This window comes from Candidatus Methylomirabilota bacterium, assembly GCA_036001065.1.
Taxonomy (GTDB): Bacteria; Methylomirabilota; Methylomirabilia; order Rokubacteriales; family CSP1-6; genus MNEF01.
Map to the genome: position 1 here is coordinate 14,699 of DASYUQ010000173.1, position 18,078 is coordinate 32,776.

The 18,078-nt window shown below is 69.9% G+C and carries 20 protein-coding genes; 8 read left to right on the top strand and 12 right to left on the bottom strand.

Going from position 1 to position 18,078, the window contains the following annotated elements:
- Positions 1-133 precede the first annotated feature (133 nt).
- Together VGV13_16950 and VGV13_16955 are read left to right on the top strand one after the other, a co-directional pair.
- A complete protein-coding gene (locus VGV13_16950) occupies positions 134-709 on the top strand; it encodes a hypothetical protein (GenBank protein HEV8642779.1) in 576 nt (191 codons plus the stop codon).
- A 205-nt stretch (positions 710-914) separates the two neighbouring features.
- A complete protein-coding gene (locus VGV13_16955) occupies positions 915-1,025 on the top strand; it encodes a DUF2934 domain-containing protein (GenBank protein ID HEV8642780.1) in 111 nt (36 codons plus the stop codon).
- A 318-nt stretch (positions 1,026-1,343) separates the two neighbouring features.
- On the opposite strand, the gene VGV13_16960 is transcribed toward VGV13_16955, so the two are convergent.
- The 5 genes from VGV13_16960 to VGV13_16980 form a co-directional block, all read right to left on the bottom strand.
- Complete coding sequence (locus VGV13_16960; protein ID HEV8642781.1) at positions 1,344-2,264, bottom strand: sugar phosphate nucleotidyltransferase; 921 nt, start codon at positions 2,262-2,264, stop codon at positions 1,344-1,346.
- Between the two features lie 5 nt (positions 2,265-2,269).
- Positions 2,270-2,518 (bottom strand): hypothetical protein, encoded by a 249-nt coding sequence (locus VGV13_16965; protein HEV8642782.1) that lies wholly within the window; start codon positions 2,516-2,518, stop codon positions 2,270-2,272.
- A gap of 241 nt (positions 2,519-2,759) precedes the next feature.
- Complete coding sequence (locus tag VGV13_16970) at positions 2,760-3,632, bottom strand: DMT family transporter (protein ID HEV8642783.1); 873 nt, start codon at positions 3,630-3,632, stop codon at positions 2,760-2,762.
- Positions 3,633-3,798: 166 nt separating this feature from the next.
- Positions 3,799-4,308 carry a cytidylate kinase family protein gene (locus tag VGV13_16975; protein ID HEV8642784.1) on the bottom strand — a complete coding sequence of 170 codons (510 nt, stop codon included), beginning with the start codon at positions 4,306-4,308 and terminating at the stop codon, positions 3,799-3,801.
- A gap of 150 nt (positions 4,309-4,458) precedes the next feature.
- Positions 4,459-7,152: a GAF domain-containing protein gene (locus VGV13_16980; protein ID HEV8642785.1), complete on the bottom strand. Its 2,694-nt coding sequence runs from the start codon at positions 7,150-7,152 to the stop codon at positions 4,459-4,461.
- A gap of 110 nt (positions 7,153-7,262) precedes the next feature.
- Between VGV13_16980 and VGV13_16985 the strand changes: the two genes are divergently transcribed.
- The 6 genes from VGV13_16985 (at position 7,263) to VGV13_17010 (ending at position 10,410) form a co-directional block, all read left to right on the top strand.
- Positions 7,263-8,159 carry a radical SAM protein gene (locus VGV13_16985; GenBank protein ID HEV8642786.1) on the top strand — a complete coding sequence of 299 codons (897 nt, stop codon included), beginning with the start codon at positions 7,263-7,265 and terminating at the stop codon, positions 8,157-8,159.
- A 193-nt stretch (positions 8,160-8,352) separates the two neighbouring features.
- On the top strand, positions 8,353-8,643 hold the full coding sequence (locus VGV13_16990; GenBank protein ID HEV8642787.1) for an RNA-binding protein: 291 nt from the start codon (positions 8,353-8,355) through the stop codon (positions 8,641-8,643).
- 22 nt (positions 8,644-8,665) lie between these two features.
- Entirely contained in the window at positions 8,666-8,863 is a 198-nt protein-coding gene (locus tag VGV13_16995; GenBank protein ID HEV8642788.1) for a hypothetical protein, read from the top strand.
- A 22-nt stretch (positions 8,864-8,885) separates the two neighbouring features.
- Complete coding sequence (locus VGV13_17000; protein ID HEV8642789.1) at positions 8,886-9,134, top strand: hypothetical protein; 249 nt, start codon at positions 8,886-8,888, stop codon at positions 9,132-9,134.
- Between the two features lie 27 nt (positions 9,135-9,161).
- Positions 9,162-9,740, top strand: a complete 579-nt coding sequence (locus VGV13_17005) for a hypothetical protein (GenBank protein HEV8642790.1) — start codon at positions 9,162-9,164, stop codon at positions 9,738-9,740.
- 187 nt (positions 9,741-9,927) lie between these two features.
- Positions 9,928-10,410, top strand: a complete 483-nt coding sequence (locus tag VGV13_17010) for a hypothetical protein (protein HEV8642791.1) — start codon at positions 9,928-9,930, stop codon at positions 10,408-10,410.
- Here the strand turns inward: VGV13_17010 and VGV13_17015 are convergent.
- The 7 genes from VGV13_17015 to VGV13_17045 form a co-directional block, all read right to left on the bottom strand.
- Positions 10,407-11,390 carry a fumarylacetoacetate hydrolase family protein gene (locus tag VGV13_17015; GenBank protein ID HEV8642792.1) on the bottom strand — a complete coding sequence of 328 codons (984 nt, stop codon included), beginning with the start codon at positions 11,388-11,390 and terminating at the stop codon, positions 10,407-10,409. The two genes, VGV13_17010 and VGV13_17015, sit on opposite strands and share 4 nt — an antisense overlap.
- Before the next feature lie 27 nt (positions 11,391-11,417).
- Entirely contained in the window at positions 11,418-12,449 is a 1,032-nt protein-coding gene (locus VGV13_17020; GenBank protein HEV8642793.1) for a zinc-binding dehydrogenase, read from the bottom strand.
- Positions 12,446-13,660 (bottom strand): amino acid ABC transporter substrate-binding protein, encoded by a 1,215-nt coding sequence (locus tag VGV13_17025; GenBank protein HEV8642794.1) that lies wholly within the window; start codon positions 13,658-13,660, stop codon positions 12,446-12,448. Before VGV13_17025 ends, VGV13_17020 begins: the two co-directional genes overlap by 4 nt.
- Positions 13,661-13,688: 28 nt before the next feature.
- A complete protein-coding gene (locus VGV13_17030; protein ID HEV8642795.1) occupies positions 13,689-14,396 on the bottom strand; it encodes an ABC transporter ATP-binding protein in 708 nt (235 codons plus the stop codon).
- Positions 14,389-16,140, bottom strand: a complete 1,752-nt coding sequence (locus tag VGV13_17035) for a branched-chain amino acid ABC transporter ATP-binding protein/permease (GenBank protein HEV8642796.1) — start codon at positions 16,138-16,140, stop codon at positions 14,389-14,391. The genes VGV13_17030 and VGV13_17035 overlap by 8 nt, the downstream gene beginning before the upstream one ends.
- Positions 16,137-16,985, bottom strand: coding sequence for a branched-chain amino acid ABC transporter permease (locus VGV13_17040; protein ID HEV8642797.1), 849 nt, complete (start codon positions 16,983-16,985; stop codon positions 16,137-16,139). Before VGV13_17040 ends, VGV13_17035 begins: the two co-directional genes overlap by 4 nt.
- A 73-nt stretch (positions 16,986-17,058) precedes the next feature.
- Positions 17,059-18,006: a catechol 1,2-dioxygenase gene (locus VGV13_17045; GenBank protein ID HEV8642798.1), complete on the bottom strand. Its 948-nt coding sequence runs from the start codon at positions 18,004-18,006 to the stop codon at positions 17,059-17,061.
- Between the last annotated feature and the right edge of the window lie 72 nt (positions 18,007-18,078).

Genomic DNA, 18,078 nt, shown 5'->3' on the forward strand with positions numbered 1-18,078 from the left:
GATCGTCCTCCTGCTGACGGTCCCATTGTATCCCCCGCGCTGACATTTGCCGCATGTCTGGGGTGTCTGGAACCGCTCGAACGGCCCGCCAATTTTCTTGGTAATCCCTGCCGGTGGCTGCTAAGCTCCTGCCGTGAACACGCGCCAGTGGGTGGTCCTGGTCCTGGTCGCGATGTCGGCCGCAGCGTGCTCGACCTCGCGTCCGAGACCGATCTACGGCGAGTTCGAGGACGTTCCGATCCCCACCGGGCTGGTCTATCAGCCCACCAGGTCGATCATCATCGAGTCTCCGAGCGTCAGGGCCGCCCGCCTCGTCTACCGAGGCCGCGTCGAAGCCGGCTCCCTGCGACTGGCCATGCGGGCCATCTTGGAATCCAACGGCTGGCGCCACGTCAGCACCAGCACGACCACCGAGCGGGGGACAGTCCAGGTCTACGACAAGGCGGAGAACTCGCTCCAGGTCGCCATCTATGAGGGCCTCTGGTTCACCTACATCGCCGTCGGTGCCTCCCGAGCGTCGCTGATCGCCCAGCCGGCTGCAGCCGGTCCGCTCGAGAACAGTTTCGCCGCAACGGCGGCCAATACCGCCCCCGAGAGCGTCGCCGAGACTGCAAGCAGCGCCGGAGACCAGCCAAAGCCGGGAAAGAGCGCCTGGGAGAAGGCCAGGGACGAGGTCAAGAGCTTCTTCAACAAGCTCTTCTCGAACTAGGGCGGAGCACCCGAGCACCTCTCAGCACCCCCGAGCGCCGCCTCGGGGTCAATTTCGTCACCTTCAGGACCGAGACACAACCCCCATGCGTCAAGCTCCGTCCCGATCTAGAACTTTAGAAACTTACGACGGAAGGAGCACGGTCATGGCGGAACGCACGAGAAAAGGAACGCCGAGGCCTCCGCGACCAGCGGAAACGTTGGACGTGCCGAGCCACCATGAGATCGCGGTGCGCGCCTACGAGATCTATCTGGCCCGGGGTGGGAACGAGATCGACAATTGGCTGGAGGCGGAACAGGAACTCCGTCAAGATTAAGGCTACTGGCCCTCGATGGCGTGGGCGGAGTCCGAACACGCCGGAAAGAAGGGTCTCATGGCGGACGGAGACGAGGACGAGTTTCTGCGCCGACTCCATGACGCCCTGATTGGCATTGAGCGGAGGGAAGCCATTCAGCGAGATGCGGTCGCGAGGCAGGAGCTCTGGAGGCTACGGCAAATGGTGGCGGAGCGACTGCGTTCTTCGCTGTCCAGGCGCTCGACACGGCGGCGCGTGATCCGGCTGGGTGGCTCTCCCGGGCAGGGTGGCTCTCCGACCACTCCCGGGAGCGGCGGCCCTACGTGATTGGACAGCGGCTTACGCGATGACGGCCGCCTCTGGTCTGATCCACTCCGGGCGCATGCCGATCCTGGCCAGCCTCGCCATGACGCGGCGAGGCTCTCCCAGATCGTCCCACTCCACGCCATTCAGGGCCAGCACGGCCAGGTTGGCCGGGCAGGTGGCGAGCACGTGCCGGGAGAAGTCGATCGAGGGGATCTGAGCGTAGAGCGCCCGCACGGCCTCCTGTTCACTCGACGTCCCCATCGCCGGCCGGATGGCGGCGAACCGTTCATACAGATCGGGGAGCGCCTCCTTGACGAGAGCCAGGAGCGTGCGGACGGACGCGACTATGACGAACGTATTCCACAGGCACCCCAGGCCCAGGAGCTTGCGGGCCAGCGCGGGAGGCGGCTTTTCCCAGAATTGGCGGACGCGGGAGAGTCGGCCCCGCGGCTCGATGGGCATCGCATAAGCGGGTTCGATCCACCCGTATTCCGGCTCCGGGGTTCTCGGAACGCTTCCCAGCAGGATCGCCAGGTCCGGCCGGAGACGGGCCGCGTGGAACGCCGCGGCCACGTGGGCCATGAACAGATCGTCGTCCGAGACGTAATGGTCGGACGGCAAGATGGCCACCGCGCCGGCCGGCACCAGCGCGTCGAGGGAGAGGAGGCCATAGAGGATCGCGGGAGCCGTCCCTCGATTCTCCGGCTGGACGACGAGGCCCGGCGCCGGGACGCCGGACAGAAGCGGGGCGTAGTAGCGTTCGTGAGCGCGAACGACGACGGTGACGGTCTGCTCGGGCGGGATCAGCCGGCCGGCGCGCCGGAGGGTCTGCTCCAGCAGGATCTCCCGGTCGAGGAGGCGGCAGAACTGCTTCGGCCGCTCGTCGCCGGCGATCCGGCGCGTCAGTGGCCGGAGCCTCGTGCCGTCCCCCCCTGCCAGGATGATTCCCTTCATGAGCGCTAGTTTTTCGCGAGCTTTTCGATCTCCCTCTTTGGCATGGTCTGCAACCGCGACAGGAGGCCTTTCACCTTCCGCTCGGACGCGTCATCGGCCAGGATGAGCTTCTTCGACTTCCCTCCCACGATGTAGGCTACCCAGTCGTCCAGGTTCGGCGTGCCGCGCCAGGCGATCGTGAGACCGCTGTGCCGCAGACGACGCCGCCCTTCGATCTTTGCTAGCGGCTTTCTCTTACCCTCAGTCCGTTCCATTGTGCAGGGCGCCACTACGGACCCTGACGCTCAGGCTGTCAAGGCTTCGTTTGCCCGCATCAGACGCGTCTCCGCGCCGGGCTAGGCGACGGCGACCTCATCGAATGGGAGAATTCTCAGGCCGGCCCTCGCCGCAGGTTGGCCCACCGTCACTTTTCCTGGGCGAGAGCCGCGAAGCCGCGCCCCCCCGTCAATTCTGCGGGTTGTGGATAGTGGTGGAAATGTGGATAAGACCGCGCCGCTACCCCGTCGCGAAGCGCACCACGGCGGCGACGCCCGCGACGATCAGCCCCGCCGCGACGGCGATCCGCCAGGTGACCCGCTCGAGGTCGCGCAGGAAGACCGCGGCGAGCGCGACCGCGAAGATCGACTGGGCGTTGATCAGCGGGGAGACGACCGACACGTCGCCCAGGGCCAGCGCGCGCCACATCGTCATGTAGGCCAGGCCCTCCGACAGCCCCGACAGGGCCAGGAAGCCCAGCCCGATCCATTGGAGCCGCATGCGGCCGCTCCCGGCCTGCAGGCCGGCGAAGAGCCACATCACCGCCAGGGACGTCAGCGTGGCGGCGGCGGCGGCGAGCAGCGGGTCCGAGTACTCGCGAAACCCGTAGCGGCTGATGTTGTCGCGGAAGGCGAAGCCCAGGGCCGCCAGCAACGGGAAGACCAGGTCGCGCCGCCGCCAGGCCCGGTCCGTCAGGCCCCGCTGCGAGAGCAGGACGCCGCCCGTCACGATGCAGGCGGCGCCCACCAGGAGCATCCACGACGGCCGCTCGCCCAGGAAGAGAATGGCCATGGCGACGGAGAAGAGCGGCGCCGTGGCCACCAGCGGCGCCGCGCGCGACACGCCGATGCGGTCCACGCCGACGAAGAGCGCGAGCCGCGCCAGCCCCGGCGCCACCAGCCCCGCGATCAGAAACGGCAGGATCGTCCCGGTCATCAACAAGGAGAGCTCGGTGGTGAGGGCGGCCAGGAGCCAGACGAGGCCGGTGGTGAAGGTGACGGAGACGAGCGCGGCGGTGAGCGGCGTCGCGTACTGGAGCCCGCGCTTGAGTAGCACCCCGGCGATCCCGAACGCGAACGCGGCCAGCAGCGCCAGCAGCGCGGGCCAGGTCACGAGCGCCGCGCCGCTAGTGTCCCGTCCTCGAAGTCATGTGGAGCCCAGCCTCACCGGGGCGGACGCGCGCCGTGTGGTCCCGCGATCCCTGCCGCGCGTGCCGCGTCGGCCCCGCCGGCAGCGGCGCGAGCGCGGCGATCGTTAACATGACGTCCCAGACGGAACACTAGACGCGCGCGAAGGTGGGCGGCGCGACGACGGTGATCTCGTCGGTCACGACGGCGACGCCGGGGGTCGCGCCCAGGAGCTTCACCACGGTGTCCCGCAGCGCCGGGGACTCCACCCCGCCGCTGACCGTGAGCTGGCCGCCGGTCACGGCGATGGAGAGCCGGAGGTGCCGCGTGGACGGCTCCATGACCAGCCGGGCCCGGGCCTGGGCGGCCAGGCTCAGGTCGCGCGCCTGGGCCAGGCTCCGCTCGGTCGGCTGCACCGAGGCGCTCTGGAGCGCCTCGCGCATGAGCCGGGCGCCCTCGGCCACGCTCAGGCGCTCGGTGTTGAGGACGAGGTCGTAGAGCAGCGGGTCGTTCCAGTCCACGTGGTAGAGGAACTTCATGCGCTCCGCGGCCTTCATGATGATCTCCCGGTCGGCGAACGCGTAGCCCAGCGCGCGCGCCAGCTCGCGCCCGATCTCGTCCCCCTGGCTGCCGGTCGTCTCGGAAATGGCCACGATGCTCATAGCGCACCTCCCTGCCCATCCTCGGGGCGCGGAGCACAGGACGATGGCGGAACGAAGGATGCTGTCCAGAAACCCGCTGCGGAGCATGCTCCACTCCCCGGGGGCCGGACGATTTGTCGGGAGAACGCTAGCGCCGCCGCCGGCGCCCTGTCAAGGCGCCGTCCGGCTGACGATCGCCGCCAGGCCATCGACCAGCTCGGCCGGATCGATCGGCTTGGCCAGGTGCATCAGAAAGCCCTCGCGGCGGACCCGCTCCCGGTCCGGCGTCCCCGCGTACGCGGTCAACGCGACGGCCGGGAGGTTCGAGCGGAGCTCGGCTCTGGCCCTGCGGAGGAAGTCGTAACCGTCCTGGAAGGGCATCCCGATGTCGACGATCAGCAGGTCGGGCGGCCATCGCCTCAGGAGCTCGAGCCCTTCGCCGGCGGACGCGGCGGTCTTCACCGTGGCGCCGTATCTCGAGAGCGCGGAGCTCAGCAGGTCGCGGGTGTCGGCGTCGTCCTCGACGGCGAGAATCTTCACGCCATCGAGCTTCCGCTCCGCCGGCGTCTTCCGGTGCTGGTGCCGCGGCGCCTTGCGGCCGGCGGCGAGATGCGCCGCCGCCGTCGCGATGGGCAGCCGCACTGTGAAGGTCGCGCCCTGGCCGGGCCCGCCGCTCTCGGCCTCGACGGTGCCGCCGTGAATTTCCACGAGATGGCGCACGATGGCGAGCCCGAGCCCCAGCCCGCCGTGACTTCTGGTCGCCGAGCTGTCGGCTTGCCGAAAACGGCCAAACAGGTTGGCGAGAAATTCTGCGCTGATGCCTTCCCCCGTATCGCTGACCCTGATCTCGGCGGTCGTGCCGGCGCGCCGCACCGAGAGCGCGACGCGGCCGCCGACGGGCGTGAACTTGACGGCGTTCGAGAGCAGGTTCCAGAAGACCTGCTGGAGGCGGGTGGGGTCGCCCAAGACGACCGCGGCCGACGAGTCGATGTCGGTCTCCACCCGGATCTCCTTGGCCCGAGCGGCCACGGCGATCGCTTCCAGCGCGGATTCGGTCACCGAGGTCAGATCGACGGGCTGCAGCTCCAGGCGCAGCTTGCCCGTCACGATCATCGACATGTCGAGCAGGTCGTCGATGAGCTTCTTGAGGGCCAGGGCGCTGCGCACGATCGTGCCGGGGGCGCGCTCGGCGTTCCTTTCGCCGGCCTTCCCCGACTGGAGCAGCCGGGCCCACCCGAGGATCGAGGTGAGCGGCGTCCGAAGCTCGTGGGACAGCGTGGTCAGGAACTCGTCCTTCAGGCGATTGGCCGCTTGCGCGTCGTCCCTCGCTTTGCGTTCGGCCTGATAGAGGCGGATGCGGTCGATGGCCAGGGCGATGCGATCTGCCATGAGCTGGAGCCGGTCGGCCTCGTCCGGCGTGAATCGCCGCGGCCGGAGGCTGCCCACCTGCAGGATACCGATCAGGCGCTCTTCGATCAGCAGCGGCACGCCCAGGAGCGACCGCACCCCCTGCTCGCGCACGAAGGGCTTCAGGATCTCCGCGCGGTCGACGTCCTCGATGATGAGCGGCTTCCCCTCGGCCGCGATGTGCCCGGCCACGTCTCTGCCGACGGGGATGCGGACGCTCCGGTCCACCTCCTCTTCCAGCCCCGGGCCGATCCGCACCATCGCCAGCTCCTTGCCGTTTTCATCGAGCAGGAGGATCAGCGCGGTGTCGGCGCCCAGGCCCTCGGCGACGGGGCTGAGGGTCTCCTGGAGCAGCTCCTCCTCGTTGAGGTGCGCCAGGGCCGCCTCGGTGACGAGCTGGAGCTGCCGCAGTTGCCGGTTGGCCGCCTCCGCCTCGGCGCGGGCTCGAGCTTCCCGCTCGAGCCGGGCCCGATCGAGCGCGAGGGCCACGCGGTCCGCCACGAGCTGCAGCAGGGCCACCTCGTCCGCCGTGAACCGCCGGGGGCGGAGCGTGCCCACGTGCAGGACGCCGATCATCCGCCCCTCGATCAGCAGCGGCACGCCCAGGAGCGACCGCACTCCCTTCTCATGCAGCAACGGGTTCAGGACCTCCGAGTCATCGACGTCCTCGATCACCACCGGCCGCCGCTCGGCGGCGATCCGGCCCGCGAACCCTTTCCCGATGGGGATGCGGACGTCCCGCTCGATGTCTTCCTCCAGCCCTCGCGCCGCCCGGGCCACCAGCTCCCTGCCGGCCTCGTCTGCCATCAGCACCGCCGCGGTATCGGATTTCAAGATTTCGGTGATGCGCCACAAGAGCTCCTGGAGCAGCTCTTCTTCGCCGAGGTGGGCGAGGGCCGCCTCGGTGACGAGCTGGAGCTGCCGGAGTTGCCGGTTGGCCGCTTCGGCGTCGGCGCGGGCTCGGCGCTCGGCCTCGTAGAGCCGGGCGCGATCGATCGCGAGCGCGATGCGGTCCGCTACGAGCTGCAGCAGGGCCACTTCGTCCGGCGTGAACTGGCGGGGCCGGAGCGTGCCCACGTGCAGGACGCCGATCACCTGCCCGTCGATCAGGAGCGGCACACCCAGCAGCGACCGCACGCCCTTTTCCCGCAGCAAGGGGTTCAGGACGTCCGCGTGGTCGACGTCCTCGATGACCACCGGCCGCCGGTCGGCGGCGATGCGGCCCGCGAAGCCTTTCCCGATGGGGATGCGAACGCCTCGCTCGACCTCCTCCGCCAGCCCTCGCGCCGCCCGAGCCACCAGCTCGGAGCTGCCGCGATCCGTCAATAGAACTGCCGCCGTGTCGGCCTCGAGGATCTCCGTGACCCGGTGGAGCAATTGCTGCAGCAGATCGTCCAGGCTCAGGTGAGAGAGCGCGGTGTCGGTGACGACCTGCAGGCGTCGGAGTTGTTCGAGCATATCGGTCTCAGGAGCGAATCGCGAACGGCCCTCAGGCTACCCGAAGCGGAGCGCTCATTGCAAGGGTCCGGGGCTTACTCATCTGTCCCGGGCCTAATATAATGGTCGCCGTGCGGACCGAGTACCGCGAGGAGCCCTGCAAGGCCGCCCTGAACCGCGTGACGGGGATGGGCTTCCACTGGTCGCTCAACCCCTACATGGGCTGCGAGCACCAGTGTACCTTTTGCTACGTGCGCGCCTTCGAGCGGCGCGCCGATCGGCCCTGGGACGAGCGCTACGGCCAGTCGATCCGCGTCAAGGTGAACGTGGCCGAGGTGCTGGGCCGGGAGCTCGGGCGCCCGTCGTGGAAGCGCGAGCTGGTGGCCATCGGCGCCGCGACGGATCCCTACCAGCCGGCCGAGGGGCGCTATCGCCTGACGCGCCGGTGTCTGGAGGTGCTGGCCGCGGCGCGCAACCCCTTCAGCCTCATCACGCGCGGGCCCATGATCGTGCGCGACATCGACGTCCTCCAGCAGGCCGCCCGCCGCGCCGAGGTCGACGTCACCTTCTCCATCCCCACGCTCGATCCCGAGGTGTGGCGCAAGACCGAGATCGGCACCGCGCCGCCCCGCCAGCGCCTCCGCGCGGTGCGCAGGCTCGTGGACGCCGGCATCAAGGCCGGCATCGGCCTGGCGCCGATCCTGCCCGGCATCTCCGACCGCCCGGAGCAGCTCGCCGAGGTCGTCCGCGCCGCCCGCGACGCCGGCGCCACCCACGTCTGGTGCAACGTGCTCTACCTGAAGCCCGGCACCCGCGAGCATTTTCTAGAGTCCCTGGCCCGCGAGTGGCCCTCGCTCCTGCCCCGCTACCAGCGCCTCTACGCCGGCCGCGCCTACCTGGACCAGCGCGTGTCGGAGCCGGTCAAGCAACAGGTGGCAGCGCTGCGCGAGGAGCTGGGGATCGCGGATCGGCGGGAGGTGAAGCTGGAGCCGTCGGCGGAGCCCGAGCAGCTCGCGCTGGCGATCTAGGCCGAATCGCCTCGCCCGGAACGCGCCGGCACGAAAGAATACGAGCAATCGACGTGGAAGTGTGTCATGCTCGGCCGGTCTGGTTCGGCCGTCGGTTCATTGGAACCCCCTCCCTATCAGACTTCGTCCCTGGCGCCGTCTTCCGCGCTCTAGGGCGACGGTCTTACAGCGGGAGATCTCGGAGGGGAACGCCATGGCTCACAAACTCTTCGTCGGCAGTCTCTCTTTCTCCACGTCTACGGAGCGGCTCCGGGAGCTCTTTGCCGGGGCCGGCGCTGTGGAGTCCGCCGCGGTCGTCGTCGATCGGGACACCGGCCGCTCGCGCGGGTTCGGCTTCGTCGAGATGGCGACGGCCGAGGAGGCCGACCAGGCGGTCGCGCGCTTCAATGGCCACGAGCTCGATGGCCGTCAACTCAAGGTCGAGCTGGCCAAGGGCACGGGTGGTGGACCGCAGCGCCCCGGCGCGCGCCGCGATCGCTGGTAGTTCCGTGCAAGTGGTCGCCTTCATGACGCCCGCGCGCCCGGAGTGGCGGTGGCGCATCGTCAACTACGCCGGGGAGATGGTCGAAGAATCGTCTCGCGTGTTCCCGACCATTGCCACGGCCGTGGCCGCGGGCTCGCAGCGGCTCGACGAGATGAACGCCGTCGATCTCTCGGTGCGCCAGAACCCGTACGGCTCGACGTCACACCTGCGGGGCCGGTAACATGGAACCCGGCGACCGGAAGATGTTCGCGCCCGTGTTCAGACGCCAGGCCCGATCACCCGAAGCCGAGGTGTGCGCCGTCTTGGGCGCCTGCGAAGTCGGCGCCACGGCGGCATGCCTGGCCGACGAGCTCGTGCGCTCGGGCCGTGCGATCGGCGTCCGAGCCGCGGTCACCAAGCGCGTCGTGGAGCTTCTCGACGATCTGGAGCGCGTGGCGCAGGTCGAACGCATTCCCGATGGCCGCTACCGCGTGGTGAAAACCAAGCGGTGAGACGGTCGGGGACGTCTGATGCCGAGAATGCTCGTTGATCAGGCGGCGACCGCGCTGGCCCAGACCAGCGGGTTCTCTCAGGACGAACGGCACGCGATCATCACCCTCGTCAGCGAACAGGCGATCCGGGACCACGCGGTAGACGACGCGCATTCCGCGGTGCTCGGTCAGATGGGTGCGCGGGACTTCGAGTGGCCCGAATTCGATCGCTGGCAGACCCTCTTCGAGCGGCGCGGCGCATTCCCGCCTCTGTGGGACGGGCTCGAGCAGCGGCCGCGCCGTGACGCGTCCTTCCCGGTCTGGGAGGCCTATCAGACGCGCAAGCTTTATCTACTAATCGACTGGCTCCACGCGCTCGTCGCCACCCGCGCCGAGATGCGCGCCGCGCTGACGCGGTACACGGTCCGGGGCCTCCACGCGCAGATCAGGCGCCAGAGCGCGGGCATCACCTGCCCCGCCTGCGATCCGCTGAACCACGAGAACGTGCCGAGCAATGCGAGCGCCGTCCCGCCCTTTCACCCCGGCTGCCGCTGCCTGATCCTGGCGAGCCATCCGGCGCCCCCATTGCCCCACGGGAAGACGAACGGCGTCGCTACGCGGAGCTGACTAGGGAGGGGACGCCGGCCGGCGGGACGTGAAGCGGGGCCCGTGCCGTTCTGGCCGGGGAGATTACCTATTTTCCCCGGCTGTGGAGGATGGCCGTCTTCCCCGCTCGTCAAGGAATCCAAGCAGTTTTGCGCACGGAAATTTCTGGCACGAATCCTGCCGTCTCAGCCACGAGAGGAGGAACACTATGAAACGCCTCTTGTGGGTCACCAGCATCTGCGCCGGGGTCATTCTCGTCGCGTTCGCTGCCACTGCGCAGGACGTGAAGAGCGACCGACAGGACATCCGGCAGGACCGCAAAGACGTCCGCGAGGACACGCGGGACATCCGCCAGGACCGCCGGGACATTCGCCGCGACACGCGCGACATCAGACAGGATCGCCGAGAGATCCGCGAGGACGCGCGGGAGATCCGGCAAGACCGGCGGGACATCGCCAGAGACCGCCAGAAGCTACGTGACGCTTACAAGTCGGGCGACCCGAACGCCATCAAGGCCGCGAAGGAGCAGCTGGAGAAAGATCGGCGCGAGCTGCGTGGCGACGTCAAGGATCGGCGCGCGGACGAGCGAGACCTCCACGAGGATCGTCAGGACCGGCGTGAAGACCGGCGGGACGTCCGCCAAGATCGGCGTCAGTTGCGCCGCGACAGCGACGCGCAGCGCGACCGTTAAACAGTCCGGGGTCGGACGTTGAGGCGCGGCGCTCCGTCTCGCACACGCTCGGCGCGGACGGGCGTCGTGAGGGTGCCGAGCCCCTCGATCCCCGCCGTCATCGTGGCCCCCGGCTTGAGGAAGATCCCGCGGGCCATGCCCACGCCCGTGGGCGTCCCGGTGGCGATGAGATCTCCCGGCTCGAGCGTCAGGATGCAGGAGAGATACTCGATCTGCTCCCGGACGTCGAAGATCATCTTGCCGGTGTCGGAGTCCTGCATGACCTCGTCGTTCACGGCCAGCCGCATGCGCAGCTTCTGCGGATCCGCGATGCAGGATCGTGGAACGAGCCACGGTCCCACCGGCGCGAAGGTCTCGAAGCACTTGCCGTGGAACCAGTCGAACTTGAACGGGTAGTCGGATCGCATGTTGCAGTCGCGGGCAGAGACGTCGTTGACGATCGTGTAGCCCGCCACGTGGTCGAGGGCGCGCGCGGCGGGGATCCGGCGACCGCGCCGCCCGATCACCACGCCGAGCTCGACCTCCCAGTCGACCTGGGCCGACTCGGGCGGGATCATCACCGCCGCTCCCGGGGCGATCACGTTCTCGGGCAGCTTCAGGAAGAAGTAGGGCTTGCTCTGCGACTTCGCCGCCAGTGCGCTTCCCATTTCCTGCGCGTGCTCGCGGTAGTTCGCCGCGGCGCAGAAGATGCGGCGGGGCGTCAGCGGGGCCAGGAGTCGCGAGCCGCCCCGGGGCACGGGCTGGATCCGGCCGGTGGACAGCAGCTCGGCCCCGCGCGCGGCGAGGCGGGCGAGCGGGCGTTCGACCTCGGGCCAGGCCGCCAGGAGCGCGTCGACCGTCATCGGGGCCGCGGCCCCCTTGCCGAGCGGCCGCCCGGCGGCCCGGTGCACGGCCTCGAGATCGAGGAGCTTGCCGTCGAGGACCAGGCCTGCGCGGGGACCGCTGACGTCCTTGTAGGTCGCGAGCGCGAACGAGCTCATCGAGTCGCCCCCATCATGGACTGAAGATCATGGAATGAGGATCACTTTGCCGAAGTTCTTGCGGTCGGCGACGTAGCGTTGGGCGGCCGCCGCCTCGGCGAGCGGAAAGGCCCGGTCGACGACCGCCTTGAGCTTGCCCTCGCCGGTGAGGCGGATCACCTCGTCCAGCGCGTCGCGGGTGTAGCCGGCCGTGAAGAGGAGGGAGGCGTGGCCGCGATAGAGCGCCCGGATGTCGATGCTGGCCTGGCTGCCGCCGTGGGTGCCACACGTGACCACCCGGCCGGCTCTCGCGAGCGAGGCCAGGCTCCGGTCCCAGGTGGCGGCGCCGATGTTCTCGAAGACCACGTCCGCGCCCCAGCCGTCGGTGAGCCGGCGGACCTCCTTGGGGAGATCGTTCGTCGCGTAATTGATGCCGGCCTCGGCGCCGAGCGTTCTCGCCCGCTCGAGCTTCTCGTCGCTTCCCGCCGCGGCCAGCACCCGGGCGCCGCGCAACTTGGCGATCTGGATCCCCGCCACGCCGAGCCCGCTGCCCGCGGCCATGATCAGCACCGTCTCGCCCGGCTGCACGCGGGCCAGCGTGACGAGGAGCTGCCAGGCCACCGCGTAGGAGAGCGGCAAGCACGCGGCGTCCTCGAACGACAGCGCCGCGGGGAGCAGGACGACATTGGTGGCCGGGACACGGACGAGCTCGGCGTACCCCCCGTGCCGGTGCACGCCCACCACTCTCAGGTTGAGGCACGCGTTCTCGGCGCCCCGCCGGCACAGCGGGCAGGCGCCGCACGTGATGAGCGGGCTCACGGCGACCCGGTCGTTGACCCGCGGCCCTGCCTGGCCCGGCCCGATCGCCACGACCTCGCCGCAGGGGTCGGCGCCGGAGACGTGCGGGAGCGTGATGCCGAAGCCCGCGCCTTTCTCGCGCGCCTCGAGATCGAGCGTGCGGTTCACCGAGCAGGCACGGACGCGGACCAGGACTTCGCCGGCCTGGGGGACCGGGTCGGGCACGTCGCGGTAGCGCAGGACCTCGGGGCCGCCGAACTCGTCGAAGACGACGGCTTTCACGGAGCCGGGTAGACGATCTTCGCGCCGGGCGCGGCAAACTCCTTCGGCCAGACGACCACCCAGCGCCCGTTCTGGACCTGCTTGACCTTGGTGTACTCGGGCCCGTAGTTGTTGGGGCCGTCGAAGCCCAGCTTGCCGTACACGGTGTCCACCTTGTTGGCCTTGAGCCAGGCCGCCAGCACCTTGTCGTCGAGGCTCCTGGTGGCGTTGACCGCGGCCTCGATCAGCTGCCACGACGCGAACGAGCTGGCGGCCTGCGTCTCGACGAACGGATAGGGCAAGCCGGCCTGCTTCGCGCGCTCGTGGAAGAGCTGGGAGAGCTGCTCGGCGGACGGATTGTTCGTCATCGGCGGGTGGGCCTCGAAGGAGGTGTAGGCCAATGCGAACGCCGACCCCGGCGCGTTGATGAGCGGGCCCGGCGCCGGGAACAGGTGGTACTGACCGCGCGGCTTGTAGCCGATCGTCTGGAACGCGTCGAGGAGCAGGTTGGCGTCGACGCCGATGGCGCCGACCCAGAGGAAATCGGGATTCGCCTCCTTGATGCGCGTCGCGATCGGCGCGAAGTCACGGGCGCCGAACTCGTACTCGAGGTACAGGACCACCTTCATCCCGCGGGCGGCGGCGACCTCCCGGGCGCCCACCGAGATGAAGTGCACCGATGCGAACTTGCTCGTCACGACGGCGATCGTCCTGGGCGCCTGGCCCGTCGACTCCATGGCTTCGAAGACCTTTTTCGGCAGGCTCTTGTCCGGCTCGTTGCCGAGCGCGCTCACCGGAACGTGCATCGGGTAGGTCGCGAGCTTGGGGATCCCGAAGGAGTGGTGGATCAGCATCTTCTGGTAGCGCTGGGCCACCGCCAGCGCGGAGAGGATGGCGTTGGTCGCGTAGGGGCCGATCAGCAGGTCGACCTTGTCGACCGTGATCAGGCGCTCGTACAGCGTTCGGGTCACGTCGGCCTTCGACTGGTCGTCGAGCAGGACCCACTCGACCGGCCGCCCCAGCAGCCCGTTGCGCTTGTTGATCTGCTCGATCGAGATCTCGCCGGCGATCTTGTGGACGAGGGACGTCGGGCCGAGGGGGCCGGTGAGGGCCAGGGTGCCGCCGATGCGGACGGGCGGGCCCGACGTCTCCGCGGCCGCGCGGGCCACGGGGACCAGGGCGAGGATGCCACCGAGCAGCAAGATCAGGAGGGATCGGGTCGTCGGGCTCATGGGCGCCTCCTCGAGGGGCCACATGCTATCACTGCTGGCCGAGGTAGGCCTCCCGGATCCGGGCATCCTGGGCGAGCTCCCGGGCCGCGCCCTCGGCGACGATCCGGCCCTGCTCGAGCACGTAGGCGCGGGCGGCGATGGCCAGGGCCTGGGCCACGTTCTGCTCGACCAGCAGCACCGCCACGCCGTCGCCGTGGATCGCGGCCACCACCTCGAACACGTTGTCCGCGATGGCCGGCGCCAGGCCGAGCGACGGCTCGTCCAGCAGGAGCAGGCGCGGGCGGGCCATGAGCGCCCGGCCGATCGCGCACATCTGCTGCTCGCCACCGGAGAGCGAGCCGGCGAGCTGGCGGCGCCGCGCTCGGAGGATCGGAAAGAGGCCGAAGACGCGCTCGAGGCTCTCGGGCCGGTGCGCGCGGGCCGCGGCAGCGTAGCAGCCGATCTCCAAATTCTCCTCGACCGTCATGCCACCGAAGAGCCGGCGGCCCTCGGGGACCAGCGCGATGCCGTGATGGCAAAGACGGTGCGCCGGCAGCCGCCCGAGGTCCACCCCGTCGAAGCGCAGCGTCCCCGCCCGGATCGGTAAGAGGCCCGCCAGGGCATTGATGAGGGTCGTCTTGCCCGCGCCGTTGGGGCCGACGACCGTGATGAGCTCGCGCTCGCCCATGACCAGGGAGACGTCCCAGACCGCGACGGCATCGCCGTAGGCCACGGTGAGGTGATCGACCTCAAGCATAGGCCCGTCCCAGGTACGCGCGGATCACCTCGGGGTCCCGCATGACGTCGCGGGGCTTGCCTTCGGCCAGGACCTGGCCGTAGCTCAGGACGACGACCCGGTCGGCGAGGTCGATCACGGCCGGCATGATGTGCTCGACGAACACCACCGTCGTCCCGCGCTCGCGGATCTTCCGCACGAGCTGGAGGGCCTCGCCCATCTGGGTAGGCGTCAGCCCCGAGAGCACCTCGTCCATCAGCACCAGCTTCGGCTCCGAGGCCAGCGCGCGGGCCAGGTCGAGGAACTTCCGCTCGTGGAGGTTCAGCTCCTCGGGCAGCGCGGCGGCCTTGTCCCCGAGGCCCGTGAACGCGAGCCAGCGGCGCGCCTCGCGCCGGGCCGCCTCGCGGCCGCGGGCGCGGGCGCCGAACATGGCCGCCAGGGCCACGTTGTCGAGCGCCGTCAGCCGGCGGAACGAGCGTGGGATCTGGTACGTGCGCGAGAGCCCCAGGCTCGCGATGCGATGGCCGCCCAGGCCGGTGATCGAACGGCCGTCGAAGGTCACGCGACCGCCATCCGCCCGGTAGTAGCCGCTGACCACGTTGATGAGCGTGGACTTGCCCGAGCCGTTGGGGCCGATGAGCCCGAGGATCTCCCCGGCCCGCGCCTCCAGCGTCACGCCCGCCAGCGCCTGGAGGCCCCGGAACGCCTTGCGCACGTCCGCGCATTGCAGCAGCGGCGTCCCGGCCGCGGCTGCCGGCCGGACGGCGACGGCGGCCGCGTGACCGCCCGTCACCGAGACGGCCCCGGCCGATCGGGCGCGCCGCTTGAAACGGCGCGCGATCCCGCCGGCGACACCGTCCGGCAGGAAGACGATGACCGCGATCAAGATCGCGCCGATGAGCGCGCGGTTCAGGATCGCGCTCTGCCCGCCCGTGAGGGCGTGCGTGAGGCCGGTGACGATCGCGGCGCCGACCGCGGGCCCGAACCAGTAGCGCGTGCCGCCCAGCGCGGCCATCATGATCGCGTCGACGGCCAGACCGATCGAGAAGACGTCGGGCACGGTCACATACGTGACGAAGATCGCGTAGATCCCGCCCACGACCCCCGCGATGAAGCAGCTCGCGGCGAAGGCGTAGAGCTTGTAGCGATAGGTGGGGACGCCCAGCACCTCCGCCACGTCCTCGTCGTCGTGGATCGCGAAGAGGCCGGCGCCCCAGCGGGAGCGCTGGATCCCGTAGGCCGCCGCCACCGAGCCGAGGGCGACGGCCATGGAGAGCAGGTAGAGCGTCGCGTTCTGGGAGCCGAGCCACAGCGGCACCGGCACCGCGGCCAGGAACACGCCGGGGCCGCCGTCGATCGGCGTGTTGAGGACGATCGTGGACAGCACGAACGTGATCGCCAGCGTGAGGAGGGCGAACAGCTCGCCACGCACCCCGCGCACGCGGAAGACCACCGCGCCCGCGCCGGCGCCGAGGAGCGCCGCCACTAGCCCGGCCACGGGCAACGTCCACAGGAACGGCATCGCGTAGGTGGCGGTGAGCGTCGCGGTCGTGTAGACGCCGGCGCCGAAGAAGGCGGCGTGACCGAAGCTGAAGTAGCCCGCGTACCCGCTGATCAGGTTCCAGCTCGTCGCCAGCGCGACCCAGAAGAACACGAGGTAGAGGAACGTCTCGTAGTAGGCGGGGGGACGGAGGGCGGGCAGCAGGGCCAGCAGGAGGCCGGCGCCGAGGAACCCCAGACCCGCCGCCAGCCGGGAGGTCGTCACAGCTCGGGCCGGAGCAAGAGCACGACGATGAGGAGCGTGAACGACACGAGCGGCGCCCAGCCCGGGGAGGTCACCGCCATCGTCAGGGCCTCGCTGACCGCGATCGCGATGGCGGCGGCCAGCAGCCCCAGCGCGTTGCCCAGCCGGCCGATGATGACCGCGGCGAAGACCACGCCCATCCAGGCGTAGATCTGCGAGGGCGCCAGCGTGTGGCTGAGCGCGATGAAGAGGCCGGCCACGGCGGCGTAGGCCGCGCTGAGGCCCGAGAGGAGCAACGCCAGGCGCCGGCGGTCCACCCCGAAGGCGGCCGCCATCGCGCCGTCCTCGGCGAGCGCCCGGGCCGCTTTGCCGAGGTAGGTCCAGCGGAGCCAGGCCCACGTCCCCAGCGTCAGCCCCGCGGCCGCCACCAGGCCGACGAGGCCGGTGACGCTGACGTAGAGCGTCCCGACCTTCAGGGTGGCCCGCACGTAGGGCGTCTCGAGCCGACGGAAGTCGGCGGTCCAGATCCACTGGATCAGGCTCTCGAGAATGACGGTGAGGCCGAACGTCACGATGAGCGACACGAGCTCGCTGATCCCGAAGCGCTGGAAGCCGAGCTGCATGAGGACGCCCAGGACGAAGAAGGCGGGGACGACGATGGCCAGCGTGACGAACGGGTCGAGCCGGAGGGCCGTGGCAAGCTGGTAGCTGAGGTAGGCCCCCAGGAAGGCGAGCGCGAAGTTGGCGAGGTTGATCACGCGGAGCAGGCCCCAGGTCAGGCTGAGGCCGAGCCCCAGCAGGGCGTAGAGGCCGCCCGTGAACAGGCCGGCCAGGAGCGCCTGGCCGAGGAGGTTCAGGCTAGGCACGATGGCGCGGGATTATACCGCCCGCGGCGTCAGGCCGCCGGTGTGGCCGGAGGGCTCGCCTAGAACTCTGCGGCTACGGGCAGACGCGCCCGATGAACTTCTCCGGCGGCGGTCCCCCCCACTGCGAGACCAGCGCCTTCTCGACCGGCAGCAGGTTGGAGCCGTTCCTCGCGTTCAGGCGGTCGCTGTCGGCCCAGTGCTCGTGCACCCGCCCCCACGGGTCCGCCCAGTAGTCGTAGACCTGGCTGCCCAGCAGATGCCGCCCGATCCCCCACATGTGCTCGTACTTGCCGAGCTTCTCGATGTAGTCGTGGCCCATGAACACGTCGTCGACGTCCTGGACCTCGAACGACAGGTGGTTCAGCCCCGCCCGCTCGTTGCGGATGCAGAAGAACACGTGGTGGTCGACGTAGGTCTCCCCGCGGTCGCACCGGTTGAACGAGCCGATGATGTTGTCCTTGCTGTCCGCGTACACGTCGTCCGAGCAGATGAACCCCAGCGTCTCCCGGAACCACTGGACGGTCTCCACCACCTTGGGCGAAGCCATCACCCCGTGGCCGATCCGCTTCACCCGTGAGGGGCCCTTGGGCAGCCGCATCAGCTCTCCGGCCCGCTTCAGCGGCTCCGGGCCCGAGTTCAGCGGCTGGAGCTCCACCCGGATCGGCGGCAACGGCTTGATGCCGTACACGACCTCGATCTGGTACCCGTTCGGCTCCTTCAGCCGGACCCGCTGGCCCCCGCCGGGCTCGTCGATGTCCTCCACCCCCGAGGCTCCGGGCGCCTTCGCCACCCGCCTCAGGTCGTCCTCGCTCGCCGCGTAGTAGGCGAGCCCCACGAAGCCGGGATCGCCCTTCTCCGTCACGTGGAGGTGGTGGGCGGAGTCCGTCCCCCGCATGTAGAGCGCGTTCTTCGTCCGCTCCACCTTGGCCATCCCGAAGTGGGTCAGGAACTCCTCCGCCACGTCCAGATCCGGGGAGCGAAGCCGCCCGTACGCGAGATCCGTCACCTTGATCAGTGCCATGGTCCGTCTCCAGTGTCGTTCAGCGTTGTCGAAACCAGCCCGCCGGGCCCGCGGCGTGTCCGGGTCGCGCGG

Coding starts and splice junctions, on each gene's coding strand:
- VGV13_17010 (HEV8642791.1), top strand. CDS start 9,928: ATGAAACGCCTCTTGTGGGTCACCAGCATCTGCGCCGGGGTCATTCTC.
- VGV13_17030 (HEV8642795.1), bottom strand. CDS start 14,396: ATGCTTGAGGTCGATCACCTCACCGTGGCCTACGGCGATGCCGTCGCG.
- VGV13_17025 (HEV8642794.1), bottom strand. CDS start 13,660: ATGAGCCCGACGACCCGATCCCTCCTGATCTTGCTGCTCGGTGGCATC.
- VGV13_16965 (HEV8642782.1), bottom strand. CDS start 2,518: ATGGAACGGACTGAGGGTAAGAGAAAGCCGCTAGCAAAGATCGAAGGG.
- VGV13_16960 (HEV8642781.1), bottom strand. CDS start 2,264: ATGAAGGGAATCATCCTGGCAGGGGGGGACGGCACGAGGCTCCGGCCA.
- VGV13_16990 (HEV8642787.1), top strand. CDS start 8,353: ATGGCTCACAAACTCTTCGTCGGCAGTCTCTCTTTCTCCACGTCTACG.
- VGV13_16980 (HEV8642785.1), bottom strand. CDS start 7,152: ATGCTCGAACAACTCCGACGCCTGCAGGTCGTCACCGACACCGCGCTC.
- VGV13_16975 (HEV8642784.1), bottom strand. CDS start 4,308: ATGAGCATCGTGGCCATTTCCGAGACGACCGGCAGCCAGGGGGACGAG.
- VGV13_17015 (HEV8642792.1), bottom strand. CDS start 11,390: ATGAGCTCGTTCGCGCTCGCGACCTACAAGGACGTCAGCGGTCCCCGC.
- VGV13_17000 (HEV8642789.1), top strand. CDS start 8,886: ATGTTCGCGCCCGTGTTCAGACGCCAGGCCCGATCACCCGAAGCCGAG.
- VGV13_17005 (HEV8642790.1), top strand. CDS start 9,162: ATGCTCGTTGATCAGGCGGCGACCGCGCTGGCCCAGACCAGCGGGTTC.
- VGV13_16995 (HEV8642788.1), top strand. CDS start 8,666: ATGACGCCCGCGCGCCCGGAGTGGCGGTGGCGCATCGTCAACTACGCC.
- VGV13_17045 (HEV8642798.1), bottom strand. CDS start 18,006: ATGGCACTGATCAAGGTGACGGATCTCGCGTACGGGCGGCTTCGCTCC.